Here is a 16,332-nt window from a genome sequence, read left to right as displayed (position 1 = left end):
GTCACTCCTCCTCCAGCATGGGGTTGGTGTCGCCGAGCGCGGCCCGCACCTTCCGCCTGCCCCTGTTGAGGCGGGAGCGAACGGTTCCGATCGGGATGCCGAGCGCCTGGGCGACCTCTTCGTAGGTGAGGTCACCCCAGGCGATCAGCAGCAGGACGTCCCGGTCCTTGGCGGGCAGCGCGGCCAGCGCCCCCGCCAGGCGGGGACGGGCGGCCTGCGCCGTTACCCCCGCGGCGACGCGGTCGGCGGGCGACTCCACGTCCTGGTCGAGGGGGGACCGCAGGAACGCCCGGTACCGCGCCCCCTCCTTGCGGTGGTGGCGGGAGATGAGCTTGGTGAGGATGCCGAAGAGCCACGGCCTGGCGTCGGGGTAGGACAGGTCGTAGCTCTTGCGGCGGGAGAACGCGACGAGGAACGTCTCGCCGACGAGGTCCTCGGCCGGCTCAGGGCCGAGGCGTTTGGAGACGTACCGGTAGAGCATGGCGGAGTAGCGGTCGAACAGCTCGGCGAACGCCTCCGGCTCGGTCAGGGAGGCGCTCACGAGCTCCGAGTCCGCCCCCCTGGTGGCGGGTTGCGTGATCATCTCCGCCTTTCTGTGGAGAATCGGTCACGGATGTCTTGCCACAACCCGCCAGGAGGGTTCAGATCTCCTTGAGGAACCCGCCGTCCACGGCGATGTCGGCGCCGGTCGTGCTGCCCGAGCGCGGCGAGACCAGCAGGGCGACCATGTCGGCGATCTCCTGCGGGCTCACCAGGCGTCCGGTGGCCAGCTTCATCATGCCGGGGGCGACCTGGGCGATGACGTCCTCCTTCGACGCCCCGGCCATCCCGGCGATGACGTCGGCGGCGCCGCCGTCCTTGGTCCACCAGTCGGTGAGCACCGGGCCGGGCGAGATCGTGTTCACCCGGACGCCCTGCGGGCCGTACTCCTCCGAGACGGCCTTGCTCACGTGGTTCATGGCGGCCTTGGCCGCGCCGTAGTCCACGTTCATGGCCCCGGGCTGGCGGGCCGAGCCGGAGGAGATGTTCACGATCGAGCCGCCGCCGCGCTCCACCATGAGGGGCACGGCCGCGCGGATCATGCGTACGGCCGCGAACAGGTTGAACTCGAACATGGCCTGCCAGTCGTCGTCGCCCGGCGCCATGAACCCGATCCGGGGCAGCGTCACGCCGGGGGGCGGCCCGCCGGCGTTGTTGACCAGGATGTCCACCCCGCCGAACTCCTCGACGGCTCGGGCGATCACCCGGGCGGGCGCCTGCGGGTCCATCAGGTCCACCGCGACGTGCGTCACCTTGGCGTCGGGCGCGGTCCGCGAGGCGGCCACGACGTGCGCGCCCTCCTCCGCCAGGGTGCGCGCGACGACCAGGCCGATGCCCTTGGACGCGCCGGTGACGACGGCCACACGGCCGGAAAGCTGGAGATCCATCGAAGAGGTTCCTCTCGGGTGTCAGTGACTACACCCGCAGAACACCGGCCGGGCGCGACCGGTTGCACCCTTCACAGGAACGGCGGGAAGGCCGGCCCCCTGCGCAGCCGCAACTCGTTGAGCATCTGCTGGATGACCTCGCGCACGTGGTCGGTCAGGTTGAACACCAGCATCGGGTCGTCGGCCGCGGCGGGCTCGTACTCGTCGGTGCGGATCGGCTCGCCGAACTCGATCATCCACTTGGACGGCAGCGGCACCAGCCCGAGCGGCCCGAGCAGTGGGAAGAACGGCGTGATCGGCAGGTAGGGGACGCCGAGGATGCGGGCCAGGAACTTCAGGTCGCCGATCTTCGGATAGATCTCCTCGGCCCCCACGATGGCCGTGGGCACGATCGGCACGCCCGCGCGGATCGCCGAGGCCACGAACCCGCCCCGGCCGAACCGCTGCAGCTTGTAGCGCTCGGAGAACGGCTTGCCGACGCCCTTGAAGCCCTCGGGGAACACGCCGACCAGCTCGCCCTTGCGCAGCAGCCGGTCGGCGTCCTCGGGGCAGGCCAGCGTGTGGCCGGTCTTGCGGGACAGGTGACCGAGCAGCGGGAGCTGGTAGACCAGGTCGGCCCCGAGCAGGCGGACGGCCCGGCCCGCCTCGTCGTGCAGGGCGACCTGCATCATGAGCGCGTCGATCGGCAGCGTGCCGGAGTGGTTGGCCACCACCAGCGCACCGCCCTCGGCGGGCACGTTCTTCAGCTCGGCCGTCTCGACCCTGAACCAGCGGTGGTAGAGCGGTCTGATCAGTTCGAGGAGCACCTTGTCGGTCAGCTCGGGGTCGTAGCCGAACTCGTCGACCTCGTACTCGCCGGTGATGCGTCGGCGGACGAACGCCAGCAGCCGGGCCAGCGGGTCGGGCTCCTCGAAGGACGGCGCGGCGCTGATCGGGATCACCCGGCCCTCCTCCTCGTGCGGCACGCTCACGGACGCACACCTCCGAACGGATGCATACCCCGTGAACGCACGAAGTCGTCGAAGGCCGCCGCGGTGGTGTACTTGGGCCGCCAGCCCAGCTCGGCCTCCAGCCTGGCGGTGTCGACCGCCCGGCCGTAGCTCATCAGCCGCAGCTGCTCGGGCGAGTACTCGACGAGGCCGAGCCTGCGCACGGTGTTGCCGAGCGTGCGGAAGACGGGCGCGAACAGCGGCAGCGACGCCCGCCCGGCCCGGCGCGCGCACTGCGACAGCAGCAACACGCCTGCCCCGGCCACGTTGAACGTGCCGGGGTGGTCTTCGTTCGCCATCCTGCGCAACACCTCGACCGCGTCGTCCTCGTGGACGAACTGCAACCGCGGGTCGAAGCCGAACACCGTCGGCACGAAGGGCTGGCTGAAGTAACGGGTGAGCGGCGAGTCGACGCCCGGACCCATGAAGTTGGCGAAGCGCAGCAGCGACACCGTCACGTCGGGGCGGCGGCGCGCGAAACCGCGCACGTAGCCCTCGACCTCCGCCGCGTCCTTGGCGTAGCCGTGGACCGGACCGACGTGCGGCTCCAGGTCCTCGGTGAACACCGCCGGATCGCGCGGGGACGAGCCGTAGACGGCGGTGGTGGAGCGCACCACCACGCGCCGCACGGTCGACGACCGCTGGCAGGCACCGAGCAGTTGCATGGTGCCTATGACGTTGTGCTCCTTCATGGCAGCCCTGCCATCGCCCTTGGACGGGGCGCTGACCAGGCTCATGTGCACAACGGTGTCGATGTCCGCGGCCGCGATCACCTCAGCGATGTCGGGGCTGCGCAGATCGACCCGGACGAACTCCGTCCGGCCCAGAGTGATGCCGCCGTCCCGCGTCAGCGAGGGGGGCGGCACGGTGTCCACTCCGATGACGCGGCTGATCTCCGGGTCAGCCGCGAGGACGCTCGCCACCCGGGCGCCTATGTGGCGCGAGACCCCGGTGACAAGCACGGTGTGGGTCATCAGCGCCTCGCAGCTGCGTCGGTTACTTCTTGTTACGCCGCTGGATGCGCGTCTTCTTGAGCAGCTTGCGGTGCTTCTTCTTGGCCATCCGCTTGCGGCGCTTCTTGATCACAGAGCCCACGGGACCCCCAGGTACTGATAGCAAGTCTGAATCGATGTGCGAGCGCACACCGGGTCACAGACTACCGGCGATCCGAGGTAGATCGCCCCTTGGGGGGTGAGAGCCCGGCCTCGTGGTGCGCAGGCCGGGCTTCTCCCGCGACCGAATTCACGGCGCGTTCGGGCGCGCCGCTACTTCAACCTGCCTCGATGTAGGCCTCCCGCAGATAGTCGTGGACCGCCTGCTCGGGCACTCTGAACGACCGGCCAACTCGGATGGCCGGCAGCTCACCTGAGTGGACGAGCCGGTACACCGTCATCTTGGACACCCTCATGACCGTCGCGACTTCAGCCACGGTCAGGAACTTCACCTCGCTGAGAGGTCTTTCGCCTGCACCCATCGGACGCCTCTTCCGCACGTGTTTCCGGGTTATCCCCACTGGTGCCATTGCTCACGCACGTGTACTGCCGTCAGCGTAAGTCGGGACTCCGGGTGCGCAAACCCCCTATTTTCTCAGTCCGCGGAGCCACCTGTCAGCCGGACCAGTAAAGTCGCTGGTTAGCAGCCAGGCCGAGCACCTCGCCTGGACCTTGGAACTGTCCAAGTTGCCACACATAAGAGTCGCCCAAGCCCCATCAAAAGTTGGCAAAGGGACAGCGAGCCTCTTGGAATGCAGGCGCGAAAAGACGGTATGGGGAGGGCCGTTTTCGACTCAAAGGGCTCGTGAGACCAGAGTGACCAATCGCTCGGTCAGCGGAGCGTAATAGCGGGGTAGCACATTGTCGTCGAGTGGCACGACGACGTCGATCTTTCCCTCGGCCTCGCCGAGGAACAGGCCGGGGTCGTTGCTGTCGGCGAAGGCGACCGTCGGCACGCCCGCCTCGCCCGCCGCCCCCGCCCAGCCGTGGTCGGCGATCACCAGGTCCGGCAGCCGGCCTTCGAGCTCGTCGAGCATGTGCCGCATCGGGGCCGAGTCGTGGGTGTGCACGAAGCCGCCGCGGTCGTCGAGCATGGCGATGTCCTGAAGGTAGCGGATGCGGCGCGGGCGTCCGAAGCCGGAGCCGGTGTACGTCCAGCCCTCGGCCGGGGTGAGCAGGGTCGCGCCGCGCTCCACGGCGAACCTGGCCAGCGGCAGGTGGACGGCGAGCAGCCCGGTCGGGTGGCCGGTGGCGAACAACACCCGCGGGGACGGCCGCGACAACACGGACGCGACGCGCGCCGCCATGGCGTCGATCGCGTCGATCGTCAGGTCGGGGTCGATGGTGTCCTGGCCCCGGCGGTGGCCGGGATCGGCGACCACGCCGGCCGACTTGGCCATCAGGTCGAGGACGTCCCGGAAGGTCCACGGCTGCTCGAACGTCAGGCCGAGCATGTAGTACGGGTCGCGGTTGGCCAGCGAGCTGTAGTGGTCGAGGTTGTTCTCGCGCGACGTCGCGACGTCACCGGCGATGCGGCTGTGGATCAGGTGTCGGCGGAGTTCGTCGCGGCTCAGCACAGGTCTTCCTCATCAGGGGCAGCGAGGACGTCGAGCGTCGTCAGGGCGGTCGTCAGGGCATCGGGTCGAGGCCGTGCAGAGGGAACACCGCCTGCCGGGTCGCCATGACCGCACGGTCGATGGGGTCCGCTGGGTCATAACCGCCGGAGATGTCGTGAAATTCCGGATTGCGTCCGTCGGTCATGGTCAGCGGGGGTGCCTCGCCGGTGCGCTCCCTGACGTACCGGCGCCAGGCGTCGGGGGTGGGCGTGGCCGGGTCGACGGGATGGCCGGCGGCCTCGGCGATGAGGTGCGTCCAGATGCGCGGCACGACCTGGACGAGCTCGTAACCGCCGCCGCCCACCGCGATCCACCGGCCGCCCGCCGTCTCGTGCGCCAGCTCGTGCAGGGCGGCGTAGGCCGCGCGCTGGCCGTCGATGCTGAGCATGAGGTTGGCGAGGGGGTCGAGGGCGTGGCTGTCGCAGCCGTGCTGGGTGACCAGGATCTCCGGGCCGAACTCGCGCAGCAGCGGCGGCACGACCGCGTGGAAGGCGCGCAGCCAGCCGGAGTCGCCGCAGCCGGCCGGGAGCGCCACGTTGACGGCCGTGCCCTCCGCGCCGGTCTCGTGCGGGAAGCCGGTGCCCGGGAACAGCGTGCGCGGGCTCTCGTGCAGGCTGATCGTGAGCACCCTGGGGTCGTCGTAGAAGACGGCCTGCACGCCGTCGCCGTGGTGCACGTCGACGTCGACGTACGCCACCCGCGTGGCCCCCTGCTCCAGCAGCCAGGCGATGGCCAGGGCCGGGTCGTTGTAGACGCAGAAGCCGCTGGCCACGGCCGGCATGGCGTGGTGGAGCCCGCCCGCGACGTTGACCGCGTGCTCGGCCGCGCCCTCCCAGACCGCGCGCGCCGCCGCCAGGGAGGCCCCCGCGATCAGCGCGGACGCCTCGTGCACGCCCTTGAAGGCCGGATTGTCGGTGGTGCCGAGCCCCGCCCGCAGGTCGGGCACGCCGGCCACGGAGACGCCCTTGACCGCCTCGATGTAGCCGCGGTCGTGCACCAGGGCCAGCTCGTCGTCGCCGGCGGGCGCGCAGCCGGCCATCTCGACCTTGTCGAGGACGCCGAGCGCGCGGGCGAGCGCGATCGTCAGCTCGACCCTGATGGGCGCCAGCGGGTGGCTCGGGCCGAAGTTGTAGGAGGTGAGAGCGTCGTCCCAGATGACTCGTGCCGTTCGGCTCATGCCCCGCCCTCCGCGCGTCCCTCACCTTGCGCCGACGTTACCGCAGCGCCCTGTTCCCGTTGTAGCCCGGGTGATCGTCGGGGACGGCCTCGGTCGCATCAGAAATTTCGTGACTTAGTGTTTTATGGTGCGCTGGGCGCGACCTTTCCTCAGAATCTTTCATTTCTTCCGACGTCCCCGGGTTTTCGACACCACGATCGTGGTGGTGCTCGTCCTGTTCCCCGGCCTCGGGCTGCTCATCTCGTCCCTCCAGACGGGGGTCGACGGGGCGCTGGGGTCCGTGCACTTCCTGCTGACCAGCGTGCTGCTGCTCGTCCGCCGGAGCAGGCCGGTGCTGGTGGCCGGGGCCGTCACGGCGTTCGACGTGATCGGCATCGCGGCCGGAATGGTGACGTCGGCCACCATCCCCGAGGGGATCGCCTTCTACAGCCTGGCGCGCCACTCCTCCGGCCGTCCGTCGCTGATCATGACGGTCACGGGGATGGTCGCCTACGGCACGGTGATGGAGATCAAGGGGCCGGGCCTCGGGCAGTTCCTGGCCGGCGCCTTCGTCGTCGCGATCCCGGCGGGAATCGGCGCGCTGGTCAAGGCCAGGGCCGAGCTGAACGAACGCAGCAGGCTGGAGGCCGCCGACGCCGCCGTACAGGCCGAGCGGCGGCGCATCGCGAGGGAGCTGCACGACGTCGTCGCGCACCACATCACGGTGATCAACGCCCTGGTCGGCGGCGCGCGGGCCACGCTCGCGCCCGAGCAGGAGGTCACCCGCGAGGCGCTGGAGAGCGCCCAGCAGACGGCCCGCCAGGCGATGTCGGAGATGCGCCGGCTGCTGCACGTGCTGCGGGCCGACGGCAACGACGGCCCGGACGCCGCGACCGGCGTGGGGGCCGAGCGGCTGCCCGCGCTCATCGGCGAGGCCAGGAGCGCCGGGCTGCCCGCCAGCCTGACCGTCACGGGCGAGCCGGTGGCGCTGCCCTCGGCCGTGGACCACGCCGTCTACCGGATCGTGCAGGAGGCCCTGACCAACACCCGCAAGCACGCGGCCGGCGCCAGGGCCAGTGTGCGCCTGGCCTACGAGTCCGAGGCGGTGGAGGTCGAGGTGCTAGACGACGGCGTGCCGCAGCAGGGCGGCGCGCCGGGGTTCGGGCTGGGCGGCATGGCCGAGCGGGTCGCGCTGTGCGGCGGCCGGCTTTCGACCGGCCCGCGTCCCGGGGGAGGATTCCGGGTGCACGCCCGCATCCCCTTGGAGGCAACATGATCACGGTGCTGCTGGTCGACGACCACGAGCTGGTCCGCAAGGGGTTCCGGCTGATGCTCGACGCGCAGCCCGACCTGTCCGTGGTGGGCGAGGCCGGCGACGGCGAGCGGGCCGTCGAGCTGAGCCGGTGGCTGCGTCCCGACGTGGTGCTGATGGACCTGCACATGCCGGGGCTCGACGGCGTGCGGGCGACCGAGCTGATCACCTCGGAGCTGCCGGGCGTGCGGGTGCTCGCGCTGAGCACGTTCGACCTGGACGAGAACGTGGTCGCGGCGCTGCGGGCGGGCGCCGACGGTTTCCTGCCCAAGGACGTCTCCCCCGAGGAGCTGATCGAGGGCGTGCGCGTGGTGCACCGGGGCGAGTCGGCGGTCGCGCCGCGGCTGCTGACCCGGCTGATCGGCACGTTCGTCCGCTCGTCGAGGCCGCCGGCCGCGCCCGCGCCGCCCGTGCTGGACGCGCTGACCGAGCGCGAGCGGGAGATCCTCGTGCTGATCGCCAGAGGCCGGTCGAACACCGAGATCGCCGGGGAACTGGCCGTCTCCCCCTCGACCGTGAAGAACCACGTGACCAGCCTGTTCGCCAAGCTCGGGGTCAGGGACCGGGCGCAGGCGGTGATCGTCGCGTACGAGGCGGCGCTGATCAAACCTGGAGACTAGGACCAGGCTCCCAGGCCGCGCCCGGCAAGAACGTTCTCACGGCCGAAGAGAACGGGAGACGCCGGCGGCACGCTGGGTGGCATGACGGCGATTCGCGCAACCAACCTGAGCAAACGCTACGGCGCCACCCATGCCGTCGCGGACCTGTCGTTCGACGTCGAGCCCGGCCAGGTGACCGGGTTCCTCGGGCCCAACGGCGCCGGCAAGTCCACGACCATGCGCATGATCCTCGGCCTCGACCGGCCCTCGGGCGGGTCCGTGCTGGTGGACGGGCGGCCGTACCAGGAGCATCGGCACCCGCTGCGCAAGGTGGGCGCGCTGCTGGACGCCAAGGCCGTGCACGGCGGCCGCAGCGCCCGCAACCACCTGCTGGCCATCGCCCAGAGCAACGGCATCCCGGCGAGCCGGGTGAACGAGGTGCTGGAGGCCGTCGGCCTGCGCGAGGTGGCGCGGCGCCGGATCGGCGGCTTCTCGCTCGGCATGTCGCAGCGCCTGGGCATCGCGGCCGCGTTGCTCGGCGACCCCGAGATCCTGCTCTTCGACGAGCCGGTCAACGGGCTCGACCCCGAGGGCATCCTGTGGATCCGCACGTTCATGCGCAAGCTGGCCGCCGAAGGGCGGACGGTGTTCGTCTCCAGCCACCTCATGAGCGAGATGGCCCAGACGGCCGACCACCTGATCGTGATCGGCAGGGGGCGGCTGATCGCCGACACGAGCGTGCAGGAGTTCATCGGGCGCAGCTCGCAGGGCTACGTACGGGTGCGCTCCCCGCGCCTGGCCGAGGTCGCCGACCTGGTCAAGGTGGGCGACCTGTACCCGGACCACCTGCGCGTCACCGCGATGAGCACGCTGGAGATCGGCACCCTGACCGCTCGGGCCGGGATCCCCCTGGAGGAGCTGACGTTCGTGCAGCCCTCGCTCGAAGCGGCGTACATGGAGCTCACCAAGGACAGTGTGGAGTACTCGTCATGACCGACATCCTGAGGTCCGAGTGGACCAAGATCCGTTCGGTGCGTTCGACGGTGTGGACACTCGCCGTCACCGCCCTGCTCCTGATCGGCCTCGGCGGGCTCCTGTCGGTCGCGTCCAAGGCCACGGCCGACGGGCGGCCCATCACCGGCGACCAGGCCGTCATGACGAGCCTGACCGGCATCATGTTCGCCGCGCTGTCCATGGCCACGCTGGGCGTGCTGGTGATCTCCAGCGAGTACCGGACCGGCGGCATCCGCACGTCGCTGCTGGCCGTGCCGAGGCGGATGAAGCTGCTCGCCGGCAAGATCGTGGTGTTCACCGTGACGGCGCTGGTGGTCTGCACGGTCGCGGCGGCCGCCGCGGTGGCCGTCGGCCTGGCGATCCTCCGGCCGGGCTCGGTCGACCTGGGCACCGCGGCGCAGTCGGTGTTCGGGGCCGGGCTCTACCTCACCGCCTGCGGCCTGTTCGGGCTGGGGCTCGGCACGCTGATCCGGCACACGCCGGGCGCGATCGTCTCGGCCATCGCGCTGATGATGGTGCTGCCGCAGCTCACCAGCGCGCTGCCCGGCCAGTGGGGCAAGACCGTCTCCGATCACTTCACCACCAACGCCGGCCTGGAGATCGTGCTGGACCAGCCCGGGAACCCGCTGGGGCCGTGGAGCGGGCTCGGCGTCTACGCGCTGTGGGTCGCCGTCGCGGTGGTGGCGGGGGGCGTCCTCATGCAGCGGCGGGACGCCTGAGCACGACTGGCTCCCCCGGCCGCCGGTCAGCCCGAGGCGAGCTGGCGCCCCCGGTCGCGGGCGGCCTCGATGGCGGCCAGGAAGGCGGCACGCACGCTGTGGCGCTCCAGCTCGGCGATGGCCGCTATCGTGGTGCCGCCCGGCGAGGTGACGGCCTCCCGCAGGATCACCGGGTGCTCCCCGGAGTCGCGCAGCATCACGGCCGCGCCGACGATCGACTGGGTGACCATGTCGAGCGCGGCGGCCCGCGGCATGCCGAGCAGGATGCCCGCGTCGACCATGGCCTCGACCAGGTAGAAGAAGTAGGCGGGGCCGCTGCCGGACAGCGCGGTCGCGGCGTCCTGCTGGGACTCGGGGATGCGCAGCACCTTGCCGACCGGCTTGAGCAGGCCCTCGGTGAGCTTGAGGTGCTCCTCGCCGGCGTGCGCGCCCGCCGAGATCACGCTCATCGCCTCGTCGAACTTGATCGGCGTGTTGGACATGACCCGGACCACCGGCACCTCGACGCCGAGCCGCTGCTCCACGAACGCGGTGGTGATGCCAGCCGCCGCCGTGATGACCAGGCGGTCGGCCGGGACGTAGGGGGCGATCTCGGCCAGCAGGGTCGCCATGTCCTGGGGCTTGACGGCCAGGATCAGGGTGTCGGCCGACTTGGCCGCCTCGGCGTTGTCGACCGTGCGCACGCCGTAGGTCTCGCGCAGCGCCTGCGCCCGCTCAGGACGGCGGCTGGTCGCCATGATGTCGCCCGGCTTGAACCCGGCGCGCAGCAGCCCGGACAGCAGGGCCTCGCCCATCTTGCCGGTGCCCAGAATCGCGATCATCTCGACCTCTCGAAGGGGAACGGACGCCGGCCCAGCCTACTAGCCCCGCGACAGCAGCGATCTGAGGAAGAACGCCAGGTTGCGGGGGCGTTCGGCCAGGCGGCGCATGAGGTAGGCGTACCAGTCGGCGCCGTACGGGACGTACACGCGTACCTGGCCGCCGAGGCCGACCAGGCGGCGCTGCTCGCCGGGGCGCACGCCGTACAACATCTGGTACTCGAAGCCGTTCACGTCGCGGCCGTCGAGCACGGCCAGGGTGGAGGCGATCTGGATCATCCTGGGGTCGTGCGTGGCGATCATGGGGTAGCCGGTGCCCGCCATGAGGATCTTGAGGCAGCGGACGAACGAGCGGTCGACGTCGGCCGGCCTGTTGTAGGCGCCGGGGGCGGTGTAGGCGCCCTTGCAGAGCCGTACGCGGGCGCCGACCAGCTTCTCGCAGCGTTCGAGCGCGTCGGGCAGGTACGCCTGGACCACGATCCCGACGTCGGGATGCTCCTTGCGCAGGGTGGCGTGCACGAAGTGCAGGCCACCGACCGTGTCGTGCTCCTCGGCGTCGAGCGTGACCGTGATGCCGCGGGCGGCCGCCGCCTCGCAGATGGTGGCCGCGTTGTCGAGCGCGACCTGCTCCGACAGCCGCAGCCCGAGCGCGGTCAGCTTGACCGAGGCGTCGCCGCCCGGCGGCAGCCGGTCGAGGAGCGACAGGTACTCGCGCACGGCCGCCTCGGCCTGTCCCCTGTCGGTCACCTCTTCGCCCAGGTGGTCGACGGTCACGAGGAGGCCCTCGTGGGTCAGCCCGCGGATGACCTCGCCGACGTCGTCGGCGACGTATCGCTTGACCACGTCCCTGGTCAGCGGCGATGTGGTGATGACGCGTTCGGCGCGTTCGCTCTTGGAGACGGCGAGCATTGCCTGACGGAGCACGTGACCCACACTAACCGCCCACTTCCCGGGTATAACGCTGAACCGCGGACCTGCCCTTTTCGTCCTATAGATATGCGCACAATGACGACAGCGACTCTTCTCGCCGGTTCTCTGGTGCTCGCGACGAGTTGTGCCACATCGCCGCCGGCCGCCCGTCCGGGGCCGCAGGCGCCCGTCGAGCACACCGTGACGCCGGTCACCACCGCCCCCACCAAGGCCCCCGAGCCGGTCAAGCCCACCGGCGACGCCATCAACGTGCACAAGGTCCGCTGGACCAAGGCCGCGTCCGTCGCCCGCGGCAAGCAGGTCAGGCTCACCTGGTGGTCGGGGGTGGAGCCGTGCACCGTGCTGGACAGGGTCAAGGTCAAGGAGACCGCCAAGAAGGTCACCATCACCCTGTACGAGGGCACGTCCCCCAAGGCCAAGAACGTCTCCTGCATCATGCTGGCCCTGGAGAAGACCACGACCGTCAAGCTCAAGCACCCCCTCGCCAAGCGCAAGCTCGTGGACGGCGCCAAGCCCTGAGCCGGACGTTCACTCGGCCGCCCTCCTCCTGACCACGTGTCGAGGTGGGCGGCTTACTCATGCCGGTGGAACCGCCGGGCGTCCGCCCCCGTTACGCCTGATGTGTGGAATCACGCCGGTTATCGCCCCAGTTCGTGGGAATGCTGACGCGCTCATCGGGGTTGAGTCGGGTAGGCTCAAGTCGTTTGACAAAGACGACACGAATCCGTAGCTTGAGTCCAACCGACTCAACTTTGACTACAAGGACGTACTCATGGCACGTGCGGTAGGTATCGACCTTGGGACGACCAACTCCGTCGTCTCGATCCTCGAGGGCGGTGAGCCCACCGTCATCGCCAACGCGCAGGGCTCGCGGACCACGCCGTCCGTGGTCGCCTTCGCGAAGAACGGCGAGGTCCTGGTGGGCGAGGTCGCCAAGCGGCAGGCCGTCACCAACGTTGACCGGACGATCCGCTCGGTCAAGCGCGAGATGGGCACCAACTGGTCCCAGGAGATCGACGGCAAGAAGTTCTCCCCCCAGCAGATCAGCGCCTTCGTGCTGCAGAAGCTGAAGCAGGACGCCGAGGCGTACCTGGGCGAGAAGATCACCGACGCGGTGGTCACCGTCCCGGCGTACTTCAACGACGCCCAGCGCCAGGCCACCAAGGAGGCCGGCACGGTCGCGGGCCTCAACGTTCTGCGCATCATCAACGAGCCGACCGCCGCGGCCCTCGCCTACGGCCTCGACAAGGAGCAGGACCAGACGATCCTGGTCTTCGACCTCGGCGGCGGCACCTTCGACGTCTCGCTGCTCGACGTCGGCCAGGAGGACGGCCACGGCTTCGTCGAGGTCAAGGCCACCTCCGGCGACAACCACCTCGGTGGCGACGACTGGGACCAGCGCGTCGTCGACGAGCTGGTCAAGCGCTTCCAGAACGCCCACGGCGTCGACCTCGCCAAGGACAAGATGGCCCTCCAGCGCCTGCGTGAGGCCGCGGAGAAGGCCAAGATCGAGCTGTCCAGCCAGGCCGAGACCAACATCAACCTGCCCTACATCACCGCTTCCTCCGAGGGCCCGCTGCACCTCGACGAGAAGCTGACCAGGGCCGAGTTCCAGCGCCTGACGGCCGACCTGCTCGAGCGGACCAAGGGCCCGTTCCACCAGGTCATCAAGGACGCCGGCATCAAGGTCTCCGACATCGCCCACGTGGTGCTCGTCGGCGGCTCGACCCGTATGCCCGCCGTCACCGAGCTCGTCCGCGAGCTGACCGGCGGCAAGGAGCCCAACAAGGGCGTCAACCCCGACGAGGTCGTCGCCATCGGCGCCGCCCTCCAGGCCGGCGTGCTCAAGGGTGAGGTCAAGGACGTCCTCCTGCTCGACGTGACCCCGCTGTCGCTGGGCATCGAGACCAAGGGCGGCATCTTCACCAAGATCATCGAGCGCAACACGACGATCCCGACCAAGCGCTCGGAGGTCTTCACCACGGCCGAGGACAACCAGCCGTCGGTGCAGATCCAGGTCTACCAGGGCGAGCGCGAGATCGCCTCGTACAACAAGAAGCTGGCCACCTTCGAGCTGACCGGCATCGCCCCGGCGCCGCGCGGCATCCCGCAGATCGAGGTCACCTTCGACATCGACGCCAACGGCATCGTCAACGTCTCCGCCAAGGACCTGGGCACGGGCAAGGAGCAGACGATGACCATCACCGGCGGCTCCGCGCTGCCGAAGGACGACATCGAGCGCATGATGCGTGAGGCCGAGTCGTACGCCGAGGAGGACAAGAAGCGCCGCGAGGAGGCCGAGGTCCGCAACAACGCGGACGGTCTGGCCTACCAGACGGAGAAGTTCCTCCGCGAGAACGACGACAAGGTCCCCGGCGACATCAAGACCGAGGTCAACGACGCCCTGTCCGAGCTGAAGAAGGCTCTTGAGGGCACCGACACCGACGTCATCCGCACCTCCGCGGAGAAGCTCGCCACGGTCAGCCAGAAGATGGGCTCGGCCATCTACGCCGCCAGCCAGGGCCAGCAGGCCGGCCCCGAGGGCGCTCCGCAGGACGCCTCGGCCGGTCAGGGCGCCAAGGCCGACGACGAGGTGGTCGAGGCCGAGATCGTCGACGAAGACCAGCCGAAGAAGGACCAGTGATGCCGGCGCGCGACAACGGGCACGAGGAGCCGGTGATCCGCGACAAGCGCAAGATCGACCCGGAGACGGGCGAGGTTCGGGAGACCTCGGGCGAGCAGCCCGAGGCGCCCGCCGAGCAGGCGCCGGCGGCGGCCCACGACGGTGAGCTGGCGGCCCAGCTCGCCGAGCGGACCGCCGACCTCCAGCGCCTCCAGGCGGAGTACACGAACTACCGCAGAAGGGTCGAGCGCGACAGGGTCGCGGTCCGCGAGCAGGCCGTCGCCGGCGCGCTGACCGAGCTTCTCCCCGTGCTCGACGACATCGGACGGGCCCGTGACCACGGCGAGCTGACCGGTGGCTTCGCGAAGGTGGCGGAGTCGCTGGAGTCGGTGCTCACCAAGCTGGGCCTCAGCGCCTACGGCCAGAAGGGCGACCCGTTCGACCCGACGGTCCACGAGGCGCTGATGCACAGCTACTCGCCCGACGTCACCGAGCCCACCGCGATCGAGGTGCTGCAGCCCGGTTACCGCATGGGTGAGCGGGTGCTGCGCCCGGCGCGGGTGGCGGTGGCCGAGCCCGAGGACGCTCCTCCCGCGTCCAATGACGACGAAGCAAACTGACAAAAGGACGAAGGGCCGTAGATGAGCACCAAGGACTACCTGGAAAAGGACTACTACGCCGTCCTTGGTGTGCCCAAGACCGCCACCGCCGACGAGATCAAGAAGGCGTACCGGAAGCTGGCCAGGCAGTACCACCCGGACACCAACCAGGGCGACGCCGCCAAGGAGACCAAGTTCAAGGAGGTCTCGGAGGCGTACGACATCCTGTCCGACGGCAAGCGCCGCAAGGAGTACGACGAGGCGCGCACGCTGTTCGGGTCCGGGGTGGGCGGTCAGCGCCCCGGCGGTGGCGGTTTCCCGTTCGACTTCGGCGACCTGTTCGGCGGCACCGCCGGCCAGCAGGGCGGGGGCGCCGGTGAGCGGCTCGGCGACCTGTTCGGCGGGCTGTTCAACCGCGGTGGGGCGGGGGGCTCCACCCGCACGACGAGCGCCACCAGACCGCGCCGCGGCCAGGACGTCGAGTCCGAGGTCACGCTCTCGTTCACCGAGGCCGTCGAGGGCACCACGGTGTCGCTCAGGCTGACCAGCTCGGCCGCCTGCACCGCGTGCAGCGGCACCGGCGCCAAGGCGGGCACGACCCCCCGGGTCTGTCCCACCTGCGAGGGCACCGGCGCGGCCAGCCGCAACCTGGGCAACTTCGCCTTCTCCGAGCCCTGCCGCGACTGCAAGGGCCGCGGGCTGCTCGTGGACGACCCCTGCCCCGTGTGCGAGGGCAACGGCCGGGCCAAGAGCACCCGCACGATCCAGGCCAGGATCCCCGCCGGCGTGGCCGACGGGCAGCGGGTGAAGCTCAAGGGCAAGGGCGCGCCGGGCGAGAACGGCGGCCCGGCCGGCGACCTCTACATCCTGACGCACGTCAAGCCGCACCACGTGTTCGGCCGGACGGGCGACAACCTCACGATCACGGTTCCCGTGACGTTCTCGGAGGCCGCGCTGGGCGCCGAGATCAAGGTACCGACCCTCAAGGGCATGCCGGTGACCCTGCGCGTCCCGGCGGGCACGCCCAACGGCCGCACGTTCCGCGTGCGGGGCAGGGGCGTCACCCGCAAGGACGGCACCAAGGGTGACCTGCTCGCCAGCGTCGAGGTGCTCGTGCCGAAGACGCTCGACGACAAGTCGCGCGAGCTCCTCAACGAGTTCAACACCGCGACCGCGGGCGACGACCCGCGCGCCGATCTCATTCAGCGAGCCAGAAGCGAGTAGCCGATGGACGCCAACTATTTCGACCTGTCCGACGACACGCCTGTTTATGTGATTTCGGTGGCCGCGCAGCTCTCCGGGCTCCACCCGCAGACGCTGCGCCAGTACGACCGGCTCGGCCTGGTCAGCCCGGGCCGCACCGCCGGGCGCGGCCGCCTCTACTCCACAAGAGACATCATCCAGCTCCGCGAGGTCCAGCGGCTCTCCCAGGAGGAGGGCATCAACCTCGCGGGCATCAAGCGGATCCTCGAGCTCGAGAACGAAGCTCTGCGGCTGCGTGAGGAGGTTCACCGCCTGCGCGCCGAGATGCGGATGGT

At 70.2% G+C, this 16,332-nt stretch carries 18 protein-coding genes and 1 pseudogene; 9 read left to right on the top strand and 10 right to left on the bottom strand.

Annotated elements, in window-relative coordinates:
- Position 1: 1 nt before the first annotated feature.
- From ABZ459_RS05630 to ABZ459_RS05595, 8 genes are all read right to left on the bottom strand, one after another.
- Positions 2 to 583: a sigma-70 family RNA polymerase sigma factor gene (locus ABZ459_RS05630; RefSeq protein ID WP_357966280.1), complete on the bottom strand. Its 582-nt coding sequence runs from the start codon at positions 581 to 583 to the stop codon at positions 2 to 4.
- Positions 584 to 641: 58 nt separating this feature from the next.
- Entirely contained in the window at positions 642 to 1,427 is a 786-nt protein-coding gene (locus ABZ459_RS05625) for an SDR family NAD(P)-dependent oxidoreductase (RefSeq protein WP_357966277.1), read from the bottom strand.
- 71 nt (positions 1,428 to 1,498) lie between these two features.
- Complete coding sequence (locus ABZ459_RS05620) at positions 1,499 to 2,368, bottom strand: lysophospholipid acyltransferase family protein (RefSeq protein WP_357967439.1); 870 nt, start codon at positions 2,366 to 2,368, stop codon at positions 1,499 to 1,501.
- A 26-nt stretch (positions 2,369 to 2,394) separates the two neighbouring features.
- The gene (locus ABZ459_RS05615; protein WP_357966275.1) at positions 2,395 to 3,390 is read right to left on the bottom strand and encodes an NAD-dependent epimerase/dehydratase family protein; all 996 of its coding nucleotides are present in this window, start codon (positions 3,388 to 3,390) and stop codon (positions 2,395 to 2,397) included.
- A 22-nt stretch (positions 3,391 to 3,412) separates the two neighbouring features.
- The gene (locus tag ABZ459_RS05610; RefSeq protein ID WP_018654693.1) at positions 3,413 to 3,511 is read right to left on the bottom strand and encodes an AURKAIP1/COX24 domain-containing protein; all 99 of its coding nucleotides are present in this window, start codon (positions 3,509 to 3,511) and stop codon (positions 3,413 to 3,415) included.
- A 175-nt stretch (positions 3,512 to 3,686) separates the two neighbouring features.
- Positions 3,687 to 3,890: a helix-turn-helix domain-containing protein gene (locus tag ABZ459_RS05605; protein ID WP_026214222.1), complete on the bottom strand. Its 204-nt coding sequence runs from the start codon at positions 3,888 to 3,890 to the stop codon at positions 3,687 to 3,689.
- Positions 3,891 to 4,202: 312 nt separating this feature from the next.
- Positions 4,203 to 4,985: a phosphatase gene (locus ABZ459_RS05600; protein ID WP_357966272.1), complete on the bottom strand. Its 783-nt coding sequence runs from the start codon at positions 4,983 to 4,985 to the stop codon at positions 4,203 to 4,205.
- Positions 4,986 to 5,037: 52 nt separating this feature from the next.
- Entirely contained in the window at positions 5,038 to 6,201 is a 1,164-nt protein-coding gene (locus tag ABZ459_RS05595; protein WP_357966269.1) for an acetoin utilization protein AcuC, read from the bottom strand.
- Between the two features lie 205 nt (positions 6,202 to 6,406).
- On the opposite strand from ABZ459_RS05595, the gene ABZ459_RS05590 reads away from it, so the two are divergent.
- From ABZ459_RS05590 to ABZ459_RS05575, 4 genes are all read left to right on the top strand, one after another.
- Positions 6,407 to 7,456: a sensor histidine kinase gene (locus ABZ459_RS05590; RefSeq protein WP_357966267.1), complete on the top strand. Its 1,050-nt coding sequence runs from the start codon at positions 6,407 to 6,409 to the stop codon at positions 7,454 to 7,456.
- Positions 7,453 to 8,112, top strand: coding sequence for a response regulator transcription factor (locus tag ABZ459_RS05585; RefSeq protein ID WP_357966264.1), 660 nt, complete (start codon positions 7,453 to 7,455; stop codon positions 8,110 to 8,112). The genes ABZ459_RS05590 and ABZ459_RS05585 overlap by 4 nt, the downstream gene beginning before the upstream one ends.
- A gap of 81 nt (positions 8,113 to 8,193) precedes the next feature.
- On the top strand, positions 8,194 to 9,084 hold the full coding sequence (locus ABZ459_RS05580) for an ABC transporter ATP-binding protein (protein ID WP_357966262.1): 891 nt from the start codon (positions 8,194 to 8,196) through the stop codon (positions 9,082 to 9,084).
- Positions 9,081 to 9,824 carry an ABC transporter permease gene (locus ABZ459_RS05575; RefSeq protein ID WP_357966260.1) on the top strand — a complete coding sequence of 248 codons (744 nt, stop codon included), beginning with the start codon at positions 9,081 to 9,083 and terminating at the stop codon, positions 9,822 to 9,824. The genes ABZ459_RS05580 and ABZ459_RS05575 overlap by 4 nt, the downstream gene beginning before the upstream one ends.
- A 26-nt stretch (positions 9,825 to 9,850) precedes the next feature.
- Here ABZ459_RS05575 and proC read toward each other — a convergent pair whose 3' ends face one another.
- A complete protein-coding gene (gene proC, locus ABZ459_RS05570) occupies positions 9,851 to 10,645 on the bottom strand; it encodes a pyrroline-5-carboxylate reductase (protein ID WP_352357328.1) in 795 nt (264 codons plus the stop codon).
- A 39-nt stretch (positions 10,646 to 10,684) separates the two neighbouring features.
- The gene (locus ABZ459_RS05565) at positions 10,685 to 11,566 is read right to left on the bottom strand and encodes a proline dehydrogenase family protein (RefSeq protein ID WP_357966257.1); all 882 of its coding nucleotides are present in this window, start codon (positions 11,564 to 11,566) and stop codon (positions 10,685 to 10,687) included.
- An 81-nt stretch (positions 11,567 to 11,647) separates the two neighbouring features.
- Between ABZ459_RS05565 and ABZ459_RS05560 the strand changes: the two genes are divergently transcribed.
- The 5 genes and pseudogenes from ABZ459_RS05560 to ABZ459_RS05540 form a co-directional block, all read left to right on the top strand.
- Entirely contained in the window at positions 11,648 to 12,091 is a 444-nt protein-coding gene (locus ABZ459_RS05560; protein ID WP_357966255.1) for a hypothetical protein, read from the top strand.
- Positions 12,092 to 12,344: 253 nt separating this feature from the next.
- Positions 12,345 to 14,216, top strand: a complete 1,872-nt coding sequence (gene dnaK, locus ABZ459_RS05555) for a molecular chaperone DnaK (RefSeq protein WP_357966253.1) — start codon at positions 12,345 to 12,347, stop codon at positions 14,214 to 14,216.
- A complete protein-coding gene (grpE, locus tag ABZ459_RS05550) occupies positions 14,216 to 14,815 on the top strand; it encodes a nucleotide exchange factor GrpE (protein ID WP_357966251.1) in 600 nt (199 codons plus the stop codon). The genes dnaK and grpE overlap by 1 nt, the downstream gene beginning before the upstream one ends.
- A gap of 21 nt (positions 14,816 to 14,836) precedes the next feature.
- Positions 14,837 to 16,018, top strand: coding sequence for a molecular chaperone DnaJ (dnaJ, locus tag ABZ459_RS05545; protein WP_357966249.1), 1,182 nt, complete (start codon positions 14,837 to 14,839; stop codon positions 16,016 to 16,018).
- 3 nt (positions 16,019 to 16,021) lie between these two features.
- Positions 16,022 to 16,303, top strand: a pseudogene (locus ABZ459_RS05540) (helix-turn-helix transcriptional regulator); the annotation flags it as partial.
- Between the last annotated feature and the right edge of the window lie 29 nt (positions 16,304 to 16,332).

This window comes from Nonomuraea sp. NPDC005692 (assembly GCF_040631115.1).
In the GTDB taxonomy this organism is placed as follows: Bacteria; Actinomycetota; Actinomycetes; order Streptosporangiales; family Streptosporangiaceae; genus Nonomuraea.
This window is presented reverse-complemented; position numbering and strand designations above follow the sequence as displayed.